General features: G+C 37.0%; 15 protein-coding genes, 2 tRNA genes, 1 other RNA gene and 1 pseudogene. 4 read left to right on the top strand and 15 right to left on the bottom strand.

Going from position 1 to position 21,142, the window contains the following annotated elements; all coding sequences use genetic code 11:
- Positions 1 to 185: 185 nt before the first annotated feature.
- The 4 genes from DW721_RS14725 to DW721_RS14710 form a co-directional block, all read right to left on the bottom strand.
- Positions 186 to 1,274 carry a helix-turn-helix domain-containing protein gene (locus DW721_RS14725; protein WP_022013597.1) on the bottom strand — a complete coding sequence of 363 codons (1,089 nt, stop codon included), beginning with the start codon at positions 1,272 to 1,274 and terminating at the stop codon, positions 186 to 188.
- A gap of 345 nt (positions 1,275 to 1,619) precedes the next feature.
- A complete protein-coding gene (ugpC, locus tag DW721_RS14720) occupies positions 1,620 to 2,732 on the bottom strand; it encodes a sn-glycerol-3-phosphate ABC transporter ATP-binding protein UgpC (protein WP_022223968.1) in 1,113 nt (370 codons plus the stop codon).
- Between the two features lie 336 nt (positions 2,733 to 3,068).
- On the bottom strand, positions 3,069 to 3,863 hold the full coding sequence (locus DW721_RS14715; RefSeq protein WP_022014256.1) for a WecB/TagA/CpsF family glycosyltransferase: 795 nt from the start codon (positions 3,861 to 3,863) through the stop codon (positions 3,069 to 3,071).
- Positions 3,864 to 3,926: 63 nt separating this feature from the next.
- Positions 3,927 to 5,120 (bottom strand): LCP family protein, encoded by a 1,194-nt coding sequence (locus DW721_RS14710; protein WP_118746180.1) that lies wholly within the window; start codon positions 5,118 to 5,120, stop codon positions 3,927 to 3,929.
- A gap of 261 nt (positions 5,121 to 5,381) precedes the next feature.
- Here DW721_RS14710 and DW721_RS14705 point away from each other — a divergent pair, with 261 nt between their 5' ends.
- Complete coding sequence (locus DW721_RS14705) at positions 5,382 to 6,110, top strand: SDR family NAD(P)-dependent oxidoreductase (RefSeq protein WP_118746179.1); 729 nt, start codon at positions 5,382 to 5,384, stop codon at positions 6,108 to 6,110.
- Positions 6,111 to 6,229: 119 nt separating this feature from the next.
- Here DW721_RS14705 and DW721_RS14700 read toward each other — a convergent pair whose 3' ends face one another.
- The 6 genes from DW721_RS14700 to DW721_RS14680 form a co-directional block, all read right to left on the bottom strand.
- Positions 6,230 to 8,563, bottom strand: coding sequence for a cyclic nucleotide-binding domain-containing protein (locus DW721_RS14700; RefSeq protein ID WP_182436343.1), 2,334 nt, complete (start codon positions 8,561 to 8,563; stop codon positions 6,230 to 6,232).
- A 408-nt stretch (positions 8,564 to 8,971) separates the two neighbouring features.
- Positions 8,972 to 9,237, bottom strand: an RNA gene (gene ffs / locus DW721_RS14695) — signal recognition particle sRNA large type.
- A 190-nt stretch (positions 9,238 to 9,427) separates the two neighbouring features.
- A tRNA-Leu gene (locus tag DW721_RS14690) sits at positions 9,428 to 9,511 on the bottom strand.
- 147 nt (positions 9,512 to 9,658) lie between these two features.
- Positions 9,659 to 10,225 (bottom strand): phosphatase PAP2 family protein, encoded by a 567-nt coding sequence (locus tag DW721_RS14685; RefSeq protein ID WP_118746177.1) that lies wholly within the window; start codon positions 10,223 to 10,225, stop codon positions 9,659 to 9,661.
- A gap of 174 nt (positions 10,226 to 10,399) precedes the next feature.
- Complete coding sequence (locus DW721_RS16195; protein WP_182436346.1) at positions 10,400 to 10,573, bottom strand: DUF6472 family protein; 174 nt, start codon at positions 10,571 to 10,573, stop codon at positions 10,400 to 10,402.
- A gap of 165 nt (positions 10,574 to 10,738) precedes the next feature.
- Positions 10,739 to 11,311: a nucleoside recognition domain-containing protein gene (locus DW721_RS14680; RefSeq protein WP_118746176.1), complete on the bottom strand. Its 573-nt coding sequence runs from the start codon at positions 11,309 to 11,311 to the stop codon at positions 10,739 to 10,741.
- Between the two features lie 69 nt (positions 11,312 to 11,380).
- On the opposite strand from DW721_RS14680, the gene DW721_RS14675 reads away from it, so the two are divergent.
- From DW721_RS14675 to DW721_RS16725, 3 genes are all read left to right on the top strand, one after another.
- Positions 11,381 to 12,937, top strand: coding sequence for a response regulator (locus tag DW721_RS14675; RefSeq protein WP_118746175.1), 1,557 nt, complete (start codon positions 11,381 to 11,383; stop codon positions 12,935 to 12,937).
- Between the two features lie 78 nt (positions 12,938 to 13,015).
- Positions 13,016 to 13,097 (top strand) — tRNA-Leu (locus tag DW721_RS14670).
- A 37-nt stretch (positions 13,098 to 13,134) separates the two neighbouring features.
- Positions 13,135 to 13,554 (top strand): hypothetical protein, encoded by a 420-nt coding sequence (locus DW721_RS16725; protein ID WP_347560398.1) that lies wholly within the window; start codon positions 13,135 to 13,137, stop codon positions 13,552 to 13,554.
- 135 nt (positions 13,555 to 13,689) lie between these two features.
- Here DW721_RS16725 and ileS read toward each other — a convergent pair whose 3' ends face one another.
- The 5 genes and pseudogenes from ileS to DW721_RS16515 all read right to left on the bottom strand — a co-directional run.
- Positions 13,690 to 16,851, bottom strand: a complete 3,162-nt coding sequence (ileS, locus tag DW721_RS14660) for an isoleucine--tRNA ligase (RefSeq protein WP_118746174.1) — start codon at positions 16,849 to 16,851, stop codon at positions 13,690 to 13,692.
- Positions 16,852 to 17,321: 470 nt separating this feature from the next.
- Complete coding sequence (locus DW721_RS14655; RefSeq protein ID WP_118746173.1) at positions 17,322 to 18,383, bottom strand: HD-GYP domain-containing protein; 1,062 nt, start codon at positions 18,381 to 18,383, stop codon at positions 17,322 to 17,324.
- Positions 18,384 to 18,678: 295 nt separating this feature from the next.
- Positions 18,679 to 19,437, bottom strand: coding sequence for an amino acid ABC transporter ATP-binding protein (locus DW721_RS14650; protein ID WP_118746172.1), 759 nt, complete (start codon positions 19,435 to 19,437; stop codon positions 18,679 to 18,681).
- A gap of 118 nt (positions 19,438 to 19,555) precedes the next feature.
- Positions 19,556 to 20,167, bottom strand: a complete 612-nt coding sequence (locus DW721_RS16520) for an amino acid ABC transporter permease (RefSeq protein WP_243036040.1) — start codon at positions 20,165 to 20,167, stop codon at positions 19,556 to 19,558.
- 201 nt (positions 20,168 to 20,368) lie between these two features.
- Positions 20,369 to 21,073: pseudogene (locus DW721_RS16515) on the bottom strand (amino acid ABC transporter substrate-binding protein); the annotation flags it as partial.
- Positions 21,074 to 21,142 lie beyond the last annotated feature (69 nt).

The following is a 21,142-nucleotide window of genomic DNA, read 5'->3' as shown; positions in this document are numbered from 1 at the left end:
AAAGAACTTTTACACCTTTTATTTATGCACATTTGCAGGTATTTGCAAAACTATCATAACCTACGATTAAATTGTGCAGCTATAACGCAGCATAGCTAAACAATAACAAAACCCCCGAATACACCAAATCAAAGAGTCAGCTCTTTGATTTTGGTACAATCCGGGGGAGATATTATCTTCAATGTTTAAAACTCAAATGTCTCCATATATTTCATGTACTTAACAACCATCAACGCTATCTTAAATGTGATAGCATCATCAAATACTCTGAGGTCAAGTCCCGTACTCTTTTCAAGCTTGTCTAATCTATATACAAGAGTATTTCTATGGATGTAAAGCTGTCTTGATGTTTCCGAAACATTAAGACTGTTTTCAAAGAATTTATTTATCGTTGCGATAGTCTCATCATCAAAATCATCCGGAGTATTTTCTCCAAAAATTTCGCCGATAAACATCTTACACAATGGCATTGGGAGCTGATATATAAGTCTTCCTATACCTAAGCTGCTGTATGCAATGACATTTTGGTCACTGTAGAATATCTTTCCTACATCAAGTGCCATCTTCGCTTCTTTATATGAGCGTGAAACATCTTTTATCTCATTCACAATGGTACCAAATGATACATGCACACTTATCATTGCTTCAGTGTTGAGCATATCGAGAATGACATTTGCCGTCTTTTCCATATCCTCATAACCTTCTTCTTCTTTTAACTCTTTGACAAGAATGATATTTTTTTCATCTACCTGCGTGATAAAGTCTCTTGACTTTCCTGCAAACAATCCCTTAACCGTCTCTAATGCATTTGAATCTTTTTCATCCTTAGTCTCAATAAGAAATACTACTCTGTTTACGCTTGTCTCTATATGAAGCTTCTTTGCACGATTATAAATATCTACGAGAAGGAGATTGTCGAGCAAAAGATTTTTAATAAAATTATCCTTGTCATAACGCTCTTTATACGCAACAAGAAGATTTTGAATTTGAAAAGCTGCGAGCTTTCCCACCATATAAACATCATCACTGTCACCCTTTGCAAGAATAACATACTCTAACTGATGATCATCAAAAACCTTAAAAAACTGATATCCCTGAAGCACCTGACTATCTGCTGGAGATTCAACAAATGCCATAACAGCATCTTCGTACTCTTCGACATTGTTTATAGTTGTGGCAAGTGCCTTTCCTTCTGTGTCCATAACGCAAATATCAATTCTGGTAATATTTTTAAGTCCGTCTATAGTAGTCTGTAAAACCTGATTAGATATCATAAATTCCCTCCAATATCTGTTGATTATCTATTTTAATTTTAATATATTTTTTCACTCCATTAGTTTACTATACCATCAATTTGCACAAAAGTAAATACTTCATAAACAATATATCCATATTTCACATATTATTCCATATAAAAATTGTGCATTTTAACAAAAACAAATATATTTTTACATTATAATACTCTGTAACACGCAATTCTCATTGACTCATCTCTATATTACGAGCATTTTCCCAGACATCAAAAAATGCCGCTATACCCAAAGTATAGCGACATTTCTATTTGTATGTTTCTCACATAAATTACATTTTTAAATCTAATTCAAAATACCTGCTACAGACTAGTTTGTAATAACTTTCTCTGTTTCTTTATCAAATACATGAATCTTGCTTGTATCAAGTGCAATCTTAATAGTATCACCAGGACGAGCTGTTGTACGAGGATTTACACGAACTGTAATGTCAAATCCTTCAACTGTGAAGTATAAGAATACTTCAGCACCAAGCATTTCGTAAACTTTTACAGTAGCCTCAAGAACATTGTCTGTACCATTGTTTACATAGATTTCCTCATCCTTAATATCCTCAGGACGAATACCCATGATAACATCTTTATCAATGTAACCGCCTTCAACAAGCTTTTCTGCCTTTCCTTCAGGAAGTTTAACTGAGTATGTACCAAACTCAAGTTTAACATCTGAACCATCTTTAACTGCTTTACAGTTGATGAAGTTCATCTGAGGTGATCCGATAAATCCTGCTACGAATACATTACAAGGTTTTGTATAAAGATCGATAGGTGAAGCAACCTGCTGCATAACACCATCTTTCATAACTACGATACGAGTACCAAGTGTAAGAGCCTCTGTCTGATCATGTGTAACATAGATGATTGTAGCTTCAAGTCTCTGGTGAATCTTAGAAATCTCGATACGCATCTGAACACGAAGTTTTGCATCAAGGTTTGATAAAGGCTCATCCATAAGGAATACCTTAGGATTACGAACGATTGCACGACCCATGGCAACACGCTGTCTCTGACCACCTGATAAAGCCTTTGGCTTACGGTCTAAGAGATGCTCAATATCAAGAATCTTAGCAGCTTCATGAACGAGTTTGTCAATCTTCTCCTTTGGAGTCTTTCTAAGTTTAAGACCAAATGCCATGTTATCATAAACTGACATATGAGGATAAAGTGCGTAGTTCTGGAATACCATCGCTATATCTCTGTCCTTTGGCTCAACATCATTTACAAGAGTATTTCCGATCCATAACTCACCTGAAGAAATTTCTTCAAGACCTGCAATCATACGAAGTGTTGTAGACTTTCCACAACCTGAAGGTCCTACGAAGATGATAAACTCTTTGTCTGCGATGTCAAGGTTGAAGTTTTTAACTGCCTGGAATCCGTTTGGATATGTTTTACAAATGTTTTTTAAAGATAAACTAGCCATTATATGTGTCCTCCTAAATTTTACAACTCATTTTACTATGCAGTACCATAACCATGTAACAATACTGCCTGTGATTCTTCTACATATAACCAAATCATTTGTTGTAATTTAGTTATAATGTTCTTTTTTCGTGACTCACATTTAACATGGTTTTATAATACACTATCTTAAAATATTTTACCATAGGACAATTAGCCAAATAAATTTTACACTTTTTGTGCAAAGAGTATATATTATTGCGTTTTTTTCGTTTTATCATGAAATGTCACAATAAACACCGCCTAAAACTGTTTGTTTTTACCAATAGATTGTTACTTTTTAGTAAAAATGTTCAAATCATTGGTCATTTTTTGTATTATATCTGTCTATTCTTTTACTAAAAAACTTTGCTTTCATAAATTTCTGCGGAATTCTTTCTATCGCAAACTTTTCATAAAGCTTTGTAAGACCTATCTTTTCAATCCATACCGGCACTTTTTTCTCTTCTGCCATAATTATCCCTGCAACGCCTCCGATGGCGATACATATCTTTGCATTCAGAAGTTTAACATGCTCTATTATCCATTTTTCCTGAATACTGCTCTCCAGATCAACAAGAAGTATATCCGGCGTGCAACTGTTTATCTCATTCACTATCGCAGCATCCTCTATTTCTTCAGAATAAACACAATCTCCTGCCACTTTCAATTCCGGTTGATTTTTTTTACAATAATTCCTAAGATTTTCGACATCTTCTTCACTGTCCGCTACTATGTAAATAACCCTGTCCTGTTTCCAGAGATTTTCAAGCATCACTCCAAAACTTTTGCAGCTTACAACCATTCCGCCTGCTTCGAGCATATCAACCTTATAATTTGTAAGCAATGCTTCCTCACCTGGCAGAAAAAGTTCTGCCTTATCTATTATCTCATGATATTTGTCATCTTCTGCCGCATGGTTTATCATATCCGCAGAGGCAAATAATATCACATCCATTTTATCATCTTTAAGATATTCATTTATTTTTTCAATAAACACATCATTGCTGAGCATATCAATATCGATACCCATTATTTTTACTGATGACTGCATATTTTTTACCATGCCTTTCATTCTATCTATAAACTTTACAAACTTATCAGCCTTAATCATTCCTGCATTTCAAAAAATGCACGTCACTTTAATTATGGCGTGCATTTTAATTTTATCCAGTGTTTAATTATTTGCATCAGTTGTTCCTATTATAATCTTTATATCATAACCGCTTTCTACGGTACCTGTCTCGATAACAGGATTGCTAAAATACTGTGCTAAATCCTTACCTGCACCATTTTCTTTTACGATAATCTTTGTCTGTGTCAAAGTTTCTGCAGAATAATCGCCTATTTTTTTCACCTTAAATCCGGCACTCTCAAGTTTTGTCTTTGCTGCTGAAGCAAGACCACTTATCCTGCTGCCGTTGAGAACAAGTATGTTCTTGCCCTTTGATGACTTTCCTGAACTTTTTGACACTTTCTTAAAACTCTGAGACTGTGTATATGGTGTAGTATTTTTTACAAGCTTATTTATAAAAGTTTTTGAAGCTTTTGTATCTATCTGAAAAATATTCTCTGAATACATTCCCGGTATTCCCCAATAATGGAAATATTCAGAATTGAGCTTCTCGTAACATTCTACATAACCAATCTTATTATATACGGTAAGATTCGAATCAACTCTTTCATACTGTTCCTTTATAAATTCAGCAATCTTAGTCTGATCTCCATTTAAATCTTTAAGCTGTTTTAAATAAGACTCACTTGCTACATTTATCTTTTCAGTTACCGTGACACTTCCATTACTGCCTGATGACGAAAGCGACTGCGGCTTAAACTTAACATTTACATTTCTTCTCGAATAATGATTTACATATGTTTCCTGATTGATAACCGTATAGTAACTTATCTTTATGCCGAGAGCCTTTTCAATAATAAGCTCACCATATCCGTATGCATCTTCATCCTTGTCAAAGTACTGCTTAAGTCTTCCTAATCTTACAATCTGCGGTATTTCCTGATTTACGGTACTTAATCTCTGATACATATCAGTAGGTATAGTATAATCCGTTCCTACCGGAATCGTTATATAATCCATATTATTTGTTTTCGTATTGCAAATCTCAAGCATGAGATGCGAAATCTTCTTATCGTTACTTACATATATAAGATTTTTAGAAATCTCATCTGTCTGAGCCTCATCCAAAATATCCTTAATCTCATTTGAACTCGTTCCAACCTTTTCAGAGTTGTTTGAGAGAATCGTATATGAAATCTTATAACTTGCAAAGCCCACGGCAAGTATGATTATTATACCCAATACTGACTTTAATAAACTCAAAGCAAATATCTTTGCCACACTTTTCTTTTTCATAATTGTACCTTTCTATCTTTGATTCTTTATGTATAATATCAAAAAAACATATGATACATTATAACAAAAAAAAATTTATGTGTAAAGCAAAAGACTTAATGTCGTAACTTTTTTAACCAAATCGTAATAGTTGTTCTATTTTAATAATATGGTTTGTATGGTATATTAAATGTAAAAAATCTATATACACAAGATTTTTTGCACTATGCACAAAAAATATGTGCTGAAATAGGAAATAATATGAAAACGAGGTTTTAATTTATGAGCAAAACAGTTATAGTGACGGGTGCATCCCGTGGCATAGGACGTGCTATTTCGCTTTATTATGCCAAAAAAGGATTTAATGTATGCACATGCTGTCACAAAAATGCAGATATGCTTGACGCATTAAAAGATGAAATAGAAAATATTGGTGCAGATTGTATGACATATGTAGGAAATATCGGCATTTTTGAAAATGCCGCAGAATTTTTCTCTCTTATAAAAGAACGCTTTGGCAAAGCTGATATATTGATAAACAATGCCGGTATTTCATATATTGGTCTTTTGCAAGACATGACACCTTCAGATTGGAACGATATAGTAACTTCAAATCTCACATCTGTCTTTAACTGCTGCAAACTTGCCATTCCGATTATGCTTGGCAGCCATGAGGGCAAGATAATAAATATCTCATCCGTCTGGGGCTGTGTTGGTGCCTCAACAGAAGTCGCATACTCAGCTACAAAGGGCGGTATTAACACATTCACAAAAGCTCTTGCGAAAGAACTTGCTCCAAGTAACATACAGGTAAATGCAGTTGCCTGCGGTATTATCGACACCGACATGAACAGCTTCCTTGACGCAGACGAACTTGCCGCCGTTATTGACGAAGTTCCTGCCGGAAGAATCGGCACTCCTGAAGATGTTGCAAAAGCCGTATATGACATTTCTGCCACTAGCAGTTATATGACCGGACAGATAATAAGACTTGACGGCGGCTGGATATAAAAAATGGCACAACCGGCGTTTTGTCATAGTATCCACACTACATTACAAGCGTTTTCCTATACATTAAAAAATCCTCCTTAAACAGATTTACAATTTTTCTGCTTAAGGGGGACAATTTCTTACATCTCTACATAGTAATCTCTTGTTTTGACGATTTCCTTTGGAACATCAACCTTATCTTTATCCCATACCCTGAATTTAAGGTCATACTCTTTTGTCTTTTTGCCTTTCTCTCTGTTATATCTTGCCATTGCATCCCTAAACAAAGGCTGCTCTTCAACTGAATCTCTAAGGTCTTTTGCAAAAGGACAATATGTAGCCATAATTTCCCTCACCGGTTTGCTCAAAACGATTCCTCCATGAGCTTCGTGCTTAATCCAGTTCTCATAGTCAACAACAAACACCTCACGCGTATTATTTCTGCATTTCTGAATCTGCATTTTAAGCTTGTCCTTCTTATCCTCAGACAATTCCCTGTTTTTCTTATAAAACTGAATAAAATCACTATACTCACTTGTGAGAGATTTCACCTGTATGTTGTTCCATGCAGCACCCTGTATCGTTCTGCAAAGCTCCCATCTGAATCTTCCGAACAGTTTAACCATTGCCGCATCAATATCCGTGTCAAGAAATGCCGGCAGTAAAAATCTCCCTTTTGAATTTCTTCTTCTTCCGCTTATCTCCTGCCACATGATAGGATTGCTTCCGGCTATAGGGAATAAAATAAAATCAGGGAAAACTTCCTCAACTATATACTCTTTCTTTATACCTTCTGCCTCTCCTTTATATAATCCCTCTCTGTAAAATGCTGAATAATCTATCTGAAGCAGTCTGTGAACTGCCGCATTTATCCTGTCTCCCGACATAAATGTCTTTAAGAGCGATGATGCACAACCGTCCGTAAACAAAAACGGAACAAATGCCGATACCTGTCCGTATAAAATACGGTGGTTTGCCTTGAACATATTATCTACTTCAAATTCAAACTTTGCGTTCCTGTCATCAGCCATTGCATTTACCTGCTGTTCCGTCAACGCACCCGTTCTCTTTCGATCTCTTAAACTCTCCGCATAATCAAGGTCAAACTCACTCTTTGACGGCTCTTTTCGTCCCTCTATGATTTCCGTAAGCCACTGTTTCATATCATATACCATACATGATGCATTTCCAACATCATGTCTGTCTATGGACAAAAGCTGTTCAAGAAGTTCTTCTGAAAGAAGCTTTTCGCTTATAAAGCCATACCTCAGAAACAAATCTATTATTACCGGCGTACTTTCTGATGATTTATAATCTTTAAGAAATACCTTTTTGTATATCTTATAATACATCTTTGTAATATTTCTTCTGAGCGTTCTTGTATCATCATCGGTCAGGAACTTGTCTCTAAGTTTGTCAAAATCTGTGATATACTGCTCAAAATCTAAAGCTTCTTCTCTTTCAATCTCTGAATAATCAAGTATAAAGGAAAGTGAATTATTCAACTGGCTTATGTCCTGATATTCCATCTCTGTCAATGCTATATCAGCATCATTACCGTCATCGTTTTTAACATCTGAATTTAAAAGACTGAAATATGTTTCTTCCATAAATTCATGGTCTATCTCAAGATCGACACCCGCCTTGTCGAGCATCAGATTTTCAAGCGTATTTATATAATCTATAATATCATCAAACAAAGACATGACATTGCCAGACTCTCCACCTATATGCTGAACCGTATTTGCAAGTTGAAATACCTGCATATAAAGACTTCTTTCCTCTTTGACAAGTGGCTTTGAAAGCAGCTTTAAATACTCTGTTCCTCTGCCACATTCAGCTATAATGGCATTTACAAGTTTTACCTGTTCGAGAACATGATATACTGATATAGCTGAGCTTGCTCCAAAATATGCCTTTTGTATATCAGGTGCTATCTCACAGCAAGCCCTGTAATACATTATCTTGTCGATATCTACATCACCCTGTTCATATTCCTCAATGTCATCTATTGAGCGGATATTATCAGCTTTAATCCCTGCTTCTTTTGCTATCTCTGTATATCTTGTACGACCTGACAATAAAAACTCATAGAGTTTGTCAGCCATTGCCGTTATTTTCTCATATGTTATAGAAAGTTCACGAATAATACGGCTAAAAGAAGCTACCATAAGCCCTGCATAGTCCTTGTTTGCCTTGACAAGACTTCTTACTGCTTTGCTTAGTCTCATTTTAGGGAATGCATATATAACCGCATTTGTCTCTGCTGTATATGTAATCCCATATTTATCTCCGACAAGGTCACAAAGTCCAAGAAAATTTCCTGAACCTACTACTATATTTGTCCCCTCTGCACTCATCCTTATGCGGCCTTTTACTACAAGACTTACCGATGATATTTCATCACCCTGTTCATATATTATGGTATCCTTTATAACCTGGTTTATGTTATTTAGCTTTAATTCCGCCTTCAATTCTTTCTTTCCTCCCTCTATCAACTCACATCCAGTCTGCTGTTCCCACTCTTTTTTAATTTCATACCTGCTTTAACGCAGGCAGCAATACTTATTCTATTATACAATCTAATAGCTTTATCGTCAATTTAGTAATACCATGCATTTCCAATTTATTCGACTTTTTTCGTTAAAGAAGAATACTATACTTTTTCGCTTTACTCCTCTTTTTTCGCTAAATAACAATTCAATGTATCTTCGTTTCATTAATTTTTCGCAAAAGAAAAAAGAATTGCTTGCGGCTCTTTCGCACTTGAGCGGAATACACATCCTCACGGGGTGTTTTTTTATATTATAGAAAACAAGAAGTTTCCTATAACATAAAAAACAAGGCTAAAGCCTTGCTTCTAAAATAATATATATATAAATCCGTGCATCCTGTTTTGAAAATGTCAATGTAACCGTTACCCCGACAGTTAGCTCGGCTCCGGCTACCTTACGGCACACGAAAATTCTCACTTAGTGCTGCTAGGTTCCCCTCCTGACACGGTTCATGAGTTTTCATTGCGCAAGACCAAAGCGTCAACGCCACTTACCGGGGGCAGCATTGCAAAAAACAAGCCCTCGACAAGACATCACCCCTGCTATAGCGGATTGCAGGTTACAAGGAGCCGCTAACTCCCCGGCTAGCACGGAAGTTTTTACTTCCCACAGTCAAATCTTTAAAATTTAAGATATAAATGTTTACTTCATTTTCTTTTAAATGAAACTATCTTTCATTTGCAATCTATAACAATATCATAGTAAACAATTTTACTGTTATTCAAAAATAAGGAAACCTTATTAAGATTTCCTTATCCAAACAGATTCATATCTGTCAAGCAATGCGGAAGAAGGGACTTGAACCCTCACGTCGTTGCCAACACTAGATCCTTAGTCTAGCCTGTCTGCCAATTCCAGCACTTCCGCATTTCGTTCACAACACATTCATTTGTCACGAACAAGACATATATTATCAGTTTTTTATCCGCTTGTCAACATCTTTTTTCAAATTTTTAACACAAATTTGTAACAGTTCAGCCCTAAAAAAGATAAGTCAATAATACATGAGCTTGCTCAATGTATTATTGACTTGTTTTTTGGGGCGGAATAGCCTTTCATTTTATAGCACATACAGGCAAGCACTCCACAAAATATTCCAACGATAACACCCGCTAAAACATCACTCGGATAATGCACACACACATATATTCTCGACAAAGCCATGAGTATTGCAACCACAAGAGCCACTATTCCAAGCCGTCTTGTATTTCTGTCAGCCAGTATTGGCACTACTGCAGCAAATGAACTTGCAGTATGCCCGGACGGAAATGAATAGTCTGGCTGTGGCTCTATAAGACATCTTATATCCTTATAGGCATCATAAGGTCTTGTTCTTGCAAATATATTTTTTAATATTCCATTGCATATCACCAGATCGATTATGAGTGCAATAGCACATACGATTCCAGTCTTTCTTGTCTTTTTGCAAACCAAAAGAAAAATCGTCAACAATATCCATATCAGTCCATAATTTCCTAAAGATGTGAATACTTTTACAATGCTGTTTAATAACTCATTTCTAAAATGCCCCTGTATATAATATAGTGTATTTATATCTAAATCTGTAATCCAAGAAAACATTTTTTCCTCCATATATAATCTATGTACTCTCGAAATTCTTCATTCAAAAAATTCCGAGAGTACATATCTCTATTTTTTAACCAGATGGATATTCGTGGTATGCTATGTATGTCACTTGCTCATAACACTATCAGCTACTATTAAAGCTACATAATATTTAGACGATAATCTTTTTTACATTTGCTTTCTTACAACCCTGTACTCATCGCCATTCCTGTAATAAGGACAGGCTTCCCATTTGCCTGTTATAAACCTTACATAATCGTCCTCATCCATGTTTACATCACACACATACTCTTCATACTCCTCATCATATGTATAATTTGCACATGTATCACATTCCATCATTGTTTACCTCCATCTGTTTTCTATGTACTCTCGGTATCTTCTCAAAACGAGTACATTTTTACTGTTTGAAATTAATGTCAGCTCATATAATTTTCATAAGTATAACATAATCCACATAATTTTTACAATAATGATGCCCGCTATCATTTTGCAAGCGTACAAACCCTACATAATTTTTACAATAATGACGCTCGCTATCATTCCTGCAAGCGTACAAACCAATGCCCCCGGCAGTATCCAGCCTGTTTTTTGAAATGGTTTTTCTTTGTTGTTTCCTGTTGCCAGCAGATATACTGATATTGTGTAAAATATCGTTTCAGAACAGCTCATCAATATTGATGCGAGCAGACCCTCATATGTATCTGTACCAAATTTTTTAAAAATATCCAAAAGCAGACCTGTTGCGGCAGATGATGAAAACATTTTCACTAGCGATAAAGGAACCAGTTGTGACGGAAATCCTATAACTGAAAGTGGCTTTGCAAGTATATCTCCCACCACATCAAGTATTCCCGAAGTTCTTAAAATCCCCACGGCAAGCATCAATCCTATAAGTGTCGGCAGTATCTCATATACAACCTTAAAACCATCTTTAGCTCCTTTGGTGAATGCAGCAAACATATCAATTTTGGTGCTCAATGCTAAAATCACAATACCAAATATGACCATCGGTATCATTAGATTTGACAAATACGCTATCATACGCCACTCCCTCCCGGAATTCTCTAATAATTCCATTGCAAAAATCTACTTCCTTATGTATAATAAATACTTGAGTGATTACATTTTTATGATAAAGGAGGTCCCATGAATACAGTTTTTATCGCAGATGATGAATTAATAATAAGACAAGGTATCAAATGTATTATTGATTGGGAACAACTTGGTTTCGAGATAATAGGAGAGGCATCAAATGGAGAAGATGCCCTTAATTTTATTTTGAATAAACAGCCTGATCTGGTACTTATGGATATTCGTATGCCTAAAATGCTTGGACTAGATGTCGTCGAAGCAGCCAGAAACAAGGGGTTTAATGGAAAAGTCATAATACTAAGCGGCTATACGGATTTTAAGTACGCACAGGCCGCCATTAAAAACGGTGTCGATTACTATCTTACAAAACCTATTGACGAGGATGAGCTTTACGAGACAGTTGATTCCATCCGCTCACAGATAAGTAAAGAAGCAGAAGATAAAGAAACCTTAAGCACTTATCGTGATAAAGCAAAAAACATGATTCTTTTTGACATACTTACGGGTACTTCGACTATAAATAATATAGATGACATGAACATAGATGCCGACATATATCAGGTAGTAATCTATGAAAAATACAGTCATCACGCTACTGAACTGCCTTATAAGTTTTCTGATCTTTTAAAAGTAACAAACAAGAGAAACAGTTCTTATGAAAGTATTGAAATTGATCAAAATGAAGTCATACTGTTAAAGGGTGCATTTACTTTACACAAATTCCAGGAATTTTTGGATCACTATAACAGAGAACAAAAACCTCAGGAAAATTCACCTCTTGACTCCTTATTTATAGCATATGGAAGCGAAGTTCATTCTATCGAAGATGTTCACATTTCTTACCAGCAGGCACATAAGCTCCTGCAAAGAAGATTTTTCTGCGAGGACAAGCAGCATACAATAGGCTGGGACGAACTTCCGAAAGAGGAATATGAAAACACTTACGACATTTCCGATGAACACCTTCAGGAATATTGCGAAAAACTTACAGGTTATATTCAGGCTTCAAAACGTAATCAGATTGCCGAGACACTTCATGAACTTGAACGAAATCTGTTTTACTCGACAAGTGATATTTCAAGGATAAAACTTTTCCTCACAGATTTATATCTGTCAATAAAGGAGAAAATATCACACTTATATCACAATGCTAATATTCCATTTCCGGGCAACGCAGAGATTATAGACTACATTGGTGACAAATACTATCTTTACGAGATTATGCTCTACTTCACCGAGCAGTTTGACATGATAACAAGAACTATCGGCAATCCGACAAGCGAAGGTGTCATGGATGACATAATCCACTACATAGAGCACAATTATATGGACAATATCAAGCTCGAAAATATTGCTCCTCTTTTTGGATACAACAGCTCATATCTTGGAAAGATATTTAATAAAAAAGTGGGCGAGGGCTTCAATGTCTTTGTAGACAAAGTAAGAATAAAACATTCAAAAGAGCTTCTTTTGACAACAGATTTAAAAGTTTATGAGATTGCTGAAAAAGTCGGCTACAAAAATGTTGACTATTTCCACACAAAGTTTAAAAAATATGTCAAAATGAGTCCTGCCGAATTTAGAAAAAAGAGTAAAATTGAAAGAATATAATCATCAACATATTTGACAAAAAATAGTCACTATGTTATTCTTTTATACGATATTTTAAACTTACAATATCATGTAGATGCGGATGTGGTGGAATTGGCAGACACGCAAGATTTAGGTTCTTGTGCCCTGTGGCGTGCAGGTTCAAGTCCTGTTATCCGCACTAAAAACCCCCTGTGAAAATCACAGGGGGTTTTTTTGTGCGGGTAGAGACCTTGAATCTGGATTCAAGGTCTCCGCTCCGGTCGGTGCATAGCACCATGTTATCCGACCTTGATAAATCCGTAAACTGCACACTTGTTAAGACTATAAAAGAATTTACAGGTAATAACTCAAATAATGAAAATGAATTATCTCAGGTAATTATAAATATTGAAGCACAAAAAGATGAACCAAAGAAATATCAAATCATAAACAGAGCTGTTTTTTATATAAGCCGGCTTGTATCATCACAAAAACAAAGAGATTTTATAAACATGAACTATGATGATATTAAAAAGGTTTATTCGATTTGGGTATGTATGGGTATGAAAGAAAATACAATGTGTCATATACATCTCACAAAAGATGACCTCATAGGAAAACATAACTGGCGCGGCAACCTTGATTTATTATTGTAAATAATAATATTATTGCAAATAATAATATTATTGAAGAACAATTCTTAGTTAAAAGTCCCCTGTTTTTATTACTCTACGCAATAAAAGCAGGAGACTTCCATAATAGTGTTTTTTATAACAACAATTCAGCCATCTTTACATTTTTTCTACGCCAAGCATTACTTTCTCGCCATTTATATTCCACTCTTTGGTGAATCCAACAGCTCCGTCATACTTAGTTTCATTCGCAAGCACCTCTGACTTAATCTGCTCCTCGTTTTTCTTTACGATGTCAGCTATCTTGTCATTGTCCTGCATTGATACACAGATATGGTCCATTACCTCAAATCCTGCGTCTTTACGCATTGTCTGGATTTTACTGATAACCTCACGGACAAATCCCTCCTCGATAAGTTCAGGTGTGAGATTTGTGTCGAGTACGACTGTTATTCCGTGGTCTGTATCTGAAATGTAACCCTCCATCTGTGCCGCTTCGATGAGAAGATCATCTTTTTCAAGCACTTCCTCGTTTCCGTCAACCGTGATGGTAAGGTTTCCTTTTTCGTTAATCTCTGCCATTGCTTTCTGACCGTCAAGTCCTGCAAGGATTTCCTTTACATTGTTTATCTGTTTTCCAAATCTGCGGCCGAGTGTCTTAAGCTGTGGCTTGAAGCTGTATGTTGTAAGCTCGCTTACATCCTGTGTGAGTACGGCTTCTTTGACATTAAGCTCGTCCTTGATAATGTCCATATAGAACTCTGAAAGCTCTGCATCTGCTTTGATATACATTTTTCCGATTGGCTGACGATTCTTGATGTTTGCTGTATTACGGCAGGCACGACCGATTACTACGGCTTCAAGTACAGTCTCCATATCTTCTTCAAGTTTCTTGTCGATATGAGCCTCATTTACCTCAGGGAAGTCACAGAGATGTACGCTTTCAGGTGCATTTGCATCAAGAGTGCATACAAGGTTTCTGTAAATATCTTCTGTCATAAACGGAATCATAGGTGCTGCTGCTTTTGAGATTGTTACAAGTGCAGTATAGAGCGTCATGTAAGCATTTATTTTATCCTGCTCCATTCCCTTTGCCCAAAATCTTTCACGGCAGCGTCTTACATACCAGTTACTCATCTCATCAACAAAGCTCTGGAGTGCTTTTGCTGTCTCAGGAATACGATATGCTGCAAGATTTTCATCAACTTCCTTAACAGTGCTGTTAAGTCTTGATAAGAGCCACTTATCCATTACCGAAAGTTTGTCATACTCAAGTGTATATTTTGTTGCATCAAACTCATCAATGTTTGCATAGAGTACAAAGAATGCATATGTGTTCCACAATGTACCCATGAATTTACGCTGTCCCTCCTGAACTGCCTTGCCGTGGAAACGGTTTGGAAGCCACGGAGCACTGTTTATATAGAAGTACCAGCGGATTGCGTCAGCACCGTATTTATCAAGTGCATCAAATGGATCTACCGCATTTCCTTTTGACTTACTCATCTTCTGCCCATTCTCGTCCTGAACATGACCGAGCACAATAACATTCTCATAAGGAGCTTTGTTAAACAAAAGTGTTGACTCTGCCATAAGTGAGTAAAACCATCCTCTTGTCTGGTCTACTGCTTCAGAGATAAACTGTGCAGGGAACTGAGCCTCAAATAAATCTTTATTTTCAAACGGATAATGATGCTGTGCAAATGGCATTGCTCCTGAATCAAACCAGCAGTCGATAACCTCAGGTACTCTCTTCATTGTCTTACCACAGTCAGGGCATTTAAATGTCACTGCATCAATATAAGGTCTGTGAAGTTCAACCTTTGCATCGTCAGGATTTCCACTGCGCTCTGCGAGTTCCGCACGGCTTCCGATAGATTCCTGGTGGCCGCATCCCTCACACTCCCAGATATTGAGTGGTGTTCCCCAATAACGGTTACGGGAAATACCCCAGTCCTGAATATTTTCAAGCCAGTTTCCGAAACGGCCTTTTCCGATTGAATCAGGAATCCAGTTTACAGTGTTGTTGTTGCGTACAAGGTCATCTCTTACCTCTGTCATCTTGATGAACCATGACTCTCTTGCATAATAGATAAGCGGTGTATCACATCTCCAGCAGTGAGGATAATCATGTTCAAACTTAGGTGCTGCAAAAAGCTGTTTCTTTGCATCGAGGTCTTTTAATACCTCAGGGTCAGCTTTCTTTACGAAAAGACCAGCAAACGGTGTCTCCTCTGTCATCTCACCTTTTCCGTTTACGAACTGTACAAATGGAAGGTCATAGTTGCGTCCTACATTTGCATCATCCTCACCAAATGCAGGTGCGATATGAACGATACCAGTACCGTCTGACATAGTTACATATGTGTCACAGGTAACGAAAAATCCCTTTTTGTGCTGCTTGTCTGCACACTCTTTTGCACAAGCGTAAAGCGGCTCATACTCTTTATGCTCAAGTTCTTTACCTGCAAATGTCCCAAGAACTTCGTATGCTTTTACACCGTTCTCCTCGTCAGCGAGCTTACCGAGTACATCGTCAAGAAGTGCCTGTGCCATATAATATGTGTAACCATCTGCTGCCTTTACCTTACAATATGTCTCATCAGGGTTTACACAGAGGGCAACATTTGATGGAAGTGTCCACGGTGTTGTTGTCCATGCAAGGAAATATGCATCTTCATCTTTAACCTTAAAACGGACTACTGCTGAACGCTCTTTTACAAGCTTGTAACCCTGTGCAACTTCCTGTGATGAAAGAGGTGTTCCACAACGAGGACAATAAGGAACTATCTTAAATCCTTTATATAAAAGTTTCTTGTTCCAGATTTCTTTTAATGCCCACCACTCTGACTCAATAAAGTTGTCATCGTATGTTACATATGGGTTATCCATATCAGCCCAGAAACCTACTGTACCTGAGAAATCTTCCCACATACCTTTATATTTCCAAACTGATTCTTTACATTTCTTGATGAATGGCTCCATACCATACTCTTCAATCTGCTCTTTGCCATCAAGACCAAGCATCTTTTCAACTTCAAGTTCTACTGGAAGACCATGTGTATCCCATCCTGCTTTACGCGGAACCATGTATCCTTTCATAGTCTTATATCTTGGAATCATATCTTTAATAACACGCGTAAGCACATGACCGATATGAGGTTTTCCGTTTGCTGTAGGAGGTCCGTCATAAAATGTATAAGTAGGGCATCCCTCTCTTGCTTTCATTGATTTTTCAAAAATCTGCTGGTTACGCCAGAATTTGCCGACATTTTTCTCTCTGTCAACGAAATTTAAGTCGCTTGAAACTTTTTCGTACATAATCATTTTCCTTTCTTAAATAAAGTCAAGTGGATATTTGCAATCCACTTTGCTGCTTTCCTTAATAATGTTAAAATAAAAAAGCTCCCATCCCCAAACAGGATGAAAGCGTAAACTATCATTAACCACCTATTCTGATGCACATTGTCTGTTCCAAATCCACTGCTGTTCACACATATAATATAACAACAGCACAAATCCTATACAGACAGAATACATGACCCATATAACGGTAGGAACCGGCTCAGTGTACTCAAATATTTTCCACCTGCAACTCAGGAGTGATATTCCCATTTTGTCAGATACCCGGTTCGCACCATCCCGGACTCACTGTACTCTTTCCCAAAAAGGTACTGTCTCCGTCTCAGTCTTTAACATATGTGTTCATTTTATATTGCATCTTAAAAAAAGTCAAGTAGTTGTGTTCTCCACATATATTGCATTGCAAAAAGGTCAGGCATTTATGTTATCTAATCACATTCAAATTTCTCATAAACTGATGTAAAGTCATTTTCAACGACCGTATGAGGTGCTATCGTAACACTTATATAATCTTTATCATTATTAAGGTCAATGTCTTTACCATTGCTGATAAGTCTGACGATAGGGCGAAGCGGATTTGACGAGTTTGCCACAACTAGTGCTTTCTCGCCATTTGTCATGGTAACTTCTATTCCTTTTGCATAGACCGGAACAGCCTCAAGAAATGCCTCAACTGCCTTTCTGTCAAACAGCACATTACTTCCACCCATAAGATACTCTATCGCCTCTGACAAAGCATACGGCTTTTTGTACGGGCGTTTTGAAGTGAGTGCATCATAAACATCTGCAACATGAATTATCTTTGCATACGGAGGTATCTCATCACCTACAAGTCTATTAGGATAACCCGTCCCGTCCTCATTTTCATGATGGTGGAGAACACCCTGTTTTGTCCTTGCCGGCATAAGCCAGTTCTGGTCAAGAATATCATACGAATATCTTGCGTGCTCCTGAACCAGTCTGTATTCTGCCATCGTAAGTCTCGCCGGCTTATTTATTATAGCAGGGTCTATCTTTGTCTTTCCAATGTCGTGCATAAGTGCCGCAAGACAAAGTTCATATAAGGATTCCTCGTCATAGGACAGATAAATACCTATTATTGTTGATATAACAGCGACATTAACTGAATGTTTGTATGTATAGTTGTCATAAGTTCTAAGATCCTGGATGTCAATGGATATACTTTTATCTTTATCAAGAAGCTGACTGACAATATCTTTTGCTATTGTTTTAAGGTCGTCTATATTTCCGTCTTTTACCGCCTGTGCTCCTCTGTTTCTCAGTTCGACAGATATTACTTCTTCTATCTTTATTCCTCTCGATAATTCATCCTCAATATAAACTCCCTGATAACCTCTTATAGAAAGTCTTGTGATATACTCTTTTGTAAGTTTTGTATTAACTGAAAGAAGTATTCTGCCTTCATCATCAAATACCTCTTTTCCTAAAATCATTCCCGGTTTTGTTTTCTCAATGCTTATGTATCTCATTTATCTTTATCATTACCTTTCCTGAATAAAAAACTTACCATATATTTCCACAATACCAAAGGCTATTATATCCACTGTATTCCTTAAAATCAACCACTACTTCCAAATATTTTAATATTATTAAAAAAACAGTCATAATAATTTCACATTTTGCTGTCGAACACTGTCTGTTCATGGTATAAAAATACTTTTTAAGCATATCTACAGTCAAGCGGTTATTCGCATTCTTCTCTGCCGCTTGCGAATAACACTATCACAGCATATCAGAAGATGGCTAAACCCATACTTGATAGCGTTAAATTCCAAGTTTCTTTAAAAATTCCTGTGTTCTCTGGTTTTTAGGTGCATCTATCACCTCTTCAGGAGTTCCCTCCTCTACGATAACTCCTCCATCCATAAATACAACCCTGTCGGAAACCGCTTTTGCAAACTCTATCTCATGGGTGACAACTACCATTGTCATTTTTTCCTCAGCAAGACCTTTCATTACTCTTAAAATTCCCGCTGTTATCTCCGGGTCAAGTGCTGATGTTGGTTCATCAAAAAACAACATCTTAGGTTTTAATGCAAGTGCCCTTGCTATCGCAACTCTCTGCTGCTGTCCTCCGGAAAGTTCACACGGATATGCATTTTCCTTATCTTCAAGACCTACCTTTTTAAGAAGTTCCCTTGCTTCCTTAAACACTTCATACTTTGCCCTTTTCTGATTGCATATCGGAGCATCTGTTATATTTTTAAGTACGGAATAATGCGGAAAAAGATTAAAATTCTGAAAAACAAGTCCGAAATTCTGCTGTGCTTCTCTTATAATCTTTTTTTCAGGATATATGGCAATGCCTGTCTGACTTTTTACCACTTCCTCCCCGCAGTAGGATATATCTCCGTCATCTGCCCTTTCCAGGAAAGTCGCACACCTGAGCAATGTTGATTTACCGGAACCTGACGGTCCGATTATTGATACAACTTCTCCCTCTTTCACACTTAAACTTATATCTTTTAAAATCGTTTTTTCATCAAATTTCTTTTTGATGTGATTCATTTCTAATATGTTCATATTTATCCAAACCTTTCACATATTTCTATCTGCTTACAACACTTAAACACCTGTCTTTAACCCATACAACAGCAGTTCTGCCATATTCCTAAACTCCCACCTGCAAACTTTTTCTTCTCTATCTGTAATAGTCAAATTTCTTCTCTATCAGTTCCATTGCATATGCCACGATAAAGTTAAATATATAATAGAACAGACCGGCTACAAAAAGCGGCATAACAGATGCCATACTTGACGACACCTGTTTTGCAACGGTAAACATCTCCGTATAAGCGATTGCAAATGCCAGTGAAGTATCTTTTACAAGCGTGATAACCTCATTTGTAACAGGCGGCATAATCCTCTTTACCATCTGTGGGAATATTATCTTAAAGAATGTCCCTGCCTTGCCATAACCGAGCACCTCTGCCGCTTCTCTCTGACCTACAGGTATGCTCTGTATTCCCGAACGGTAAATCTCCGCAAAGTATGCTGCATAGTTAAGTGCAAATCCTATGATAACGGCATAAAAACGATACGAATACGGAAGTTTGATATTAAACAGATAATGCGGTCCGTAAAATACAACAAGAAGCTGGAGCATAAGTGGTGTACCACGCATTATTGATATGTAAATCTTCGCTATCCACTGTATTATCTTTATCCTTGACATTCTCATCGCCGTAAGCGGAAGTCCGAGCGGCATTGAAAATACCAGCGTGAGTAAAAATATAAGAAGTGTTGCACCCATACCCTCTGAAAGCCGTAATGCAATATTTATAAATCCTTTTTTCTTTGTATTTGAAGAACTCTCAGGTGCAGCCGTTTCATTCGCATTGTCTTTCTGCGGTGCAGGTGTAATCTTTGCTACCTTAGGAACTTTTCCACCGTCAATATATGTCTTATCGTCAAGACTAAGACAAGCACTGTCCTCAAGTTTCCATTTTTTAACTATAGTACCAAATGTTCCATCCTGCAGCATTTCAAGAAGTGTCACCTGAACTTTATCACGGAGCTTTGTATTTCCTTTCTTAAATCCGATGCCATACTCCTCCGACGAAAGTCTTTCATCAAGCATCCTATACTTGTCCCCTGAAGCTTCAAGTTTGTACGATGCAACACCTATATCCATACACACCGCATCTACCATGCCGCTTTCAAGATTCATAAACGCAGAATTGTAATCTCCGACTTCAGTTATCTCTTTCATTTCGCCGGCAAGCTTTTTATTCTCATCTGTCGCATCATCCCCCTTAAGAGCTGCAAGTGCCGAAGAGTCCGCCTGCACACATACAATCTTTCCTTTAAGGTCACTTAATTTCTTAATATTGGAATCTTTATTTACAATAACTATCTGTGAATTATCCACATACGGAGTTGTCCATGTATATAATTTTTCCCTGCCATTCATGGTAAAACCATTCCATATGCAGTCAATATTTCCGACCTTTAACTCAGTATCTTTAGCATCCCAGTCAATCGGCTGTTTAACAAGCTCCCATCCATTTCTCTTTGCCACTTCTGCAGCAAGGTCAAGGTCGAATCCCACATAATCACCGTCATCACTGAGATAACCGTAAGGCGGAAAACTTGCGTCAAATCCCACAACAAATTTCTGCTTAGCGTCTGCTTTTATTCCCTGTCCGAAAATAAACATAACGGCTGCAAAAAACAACATAACCTTAACTATACTGCCGGTCTTAAAAAATCTCTTGTCCATCATTTC

Source organism: Clostridium sp. AM27-31LB (assembly GCF_003480745.1).
In the GTDB taxonomy this organism is placed as follows: Bacteria; Bacillota; Clostridia; order Lachnospirales; family Lachnospiraceae; genus Butyribacter; species Butyribacter intestini.
This window is presented reverse-complemented; position numbering and strand designations above follow the sequence as displayed.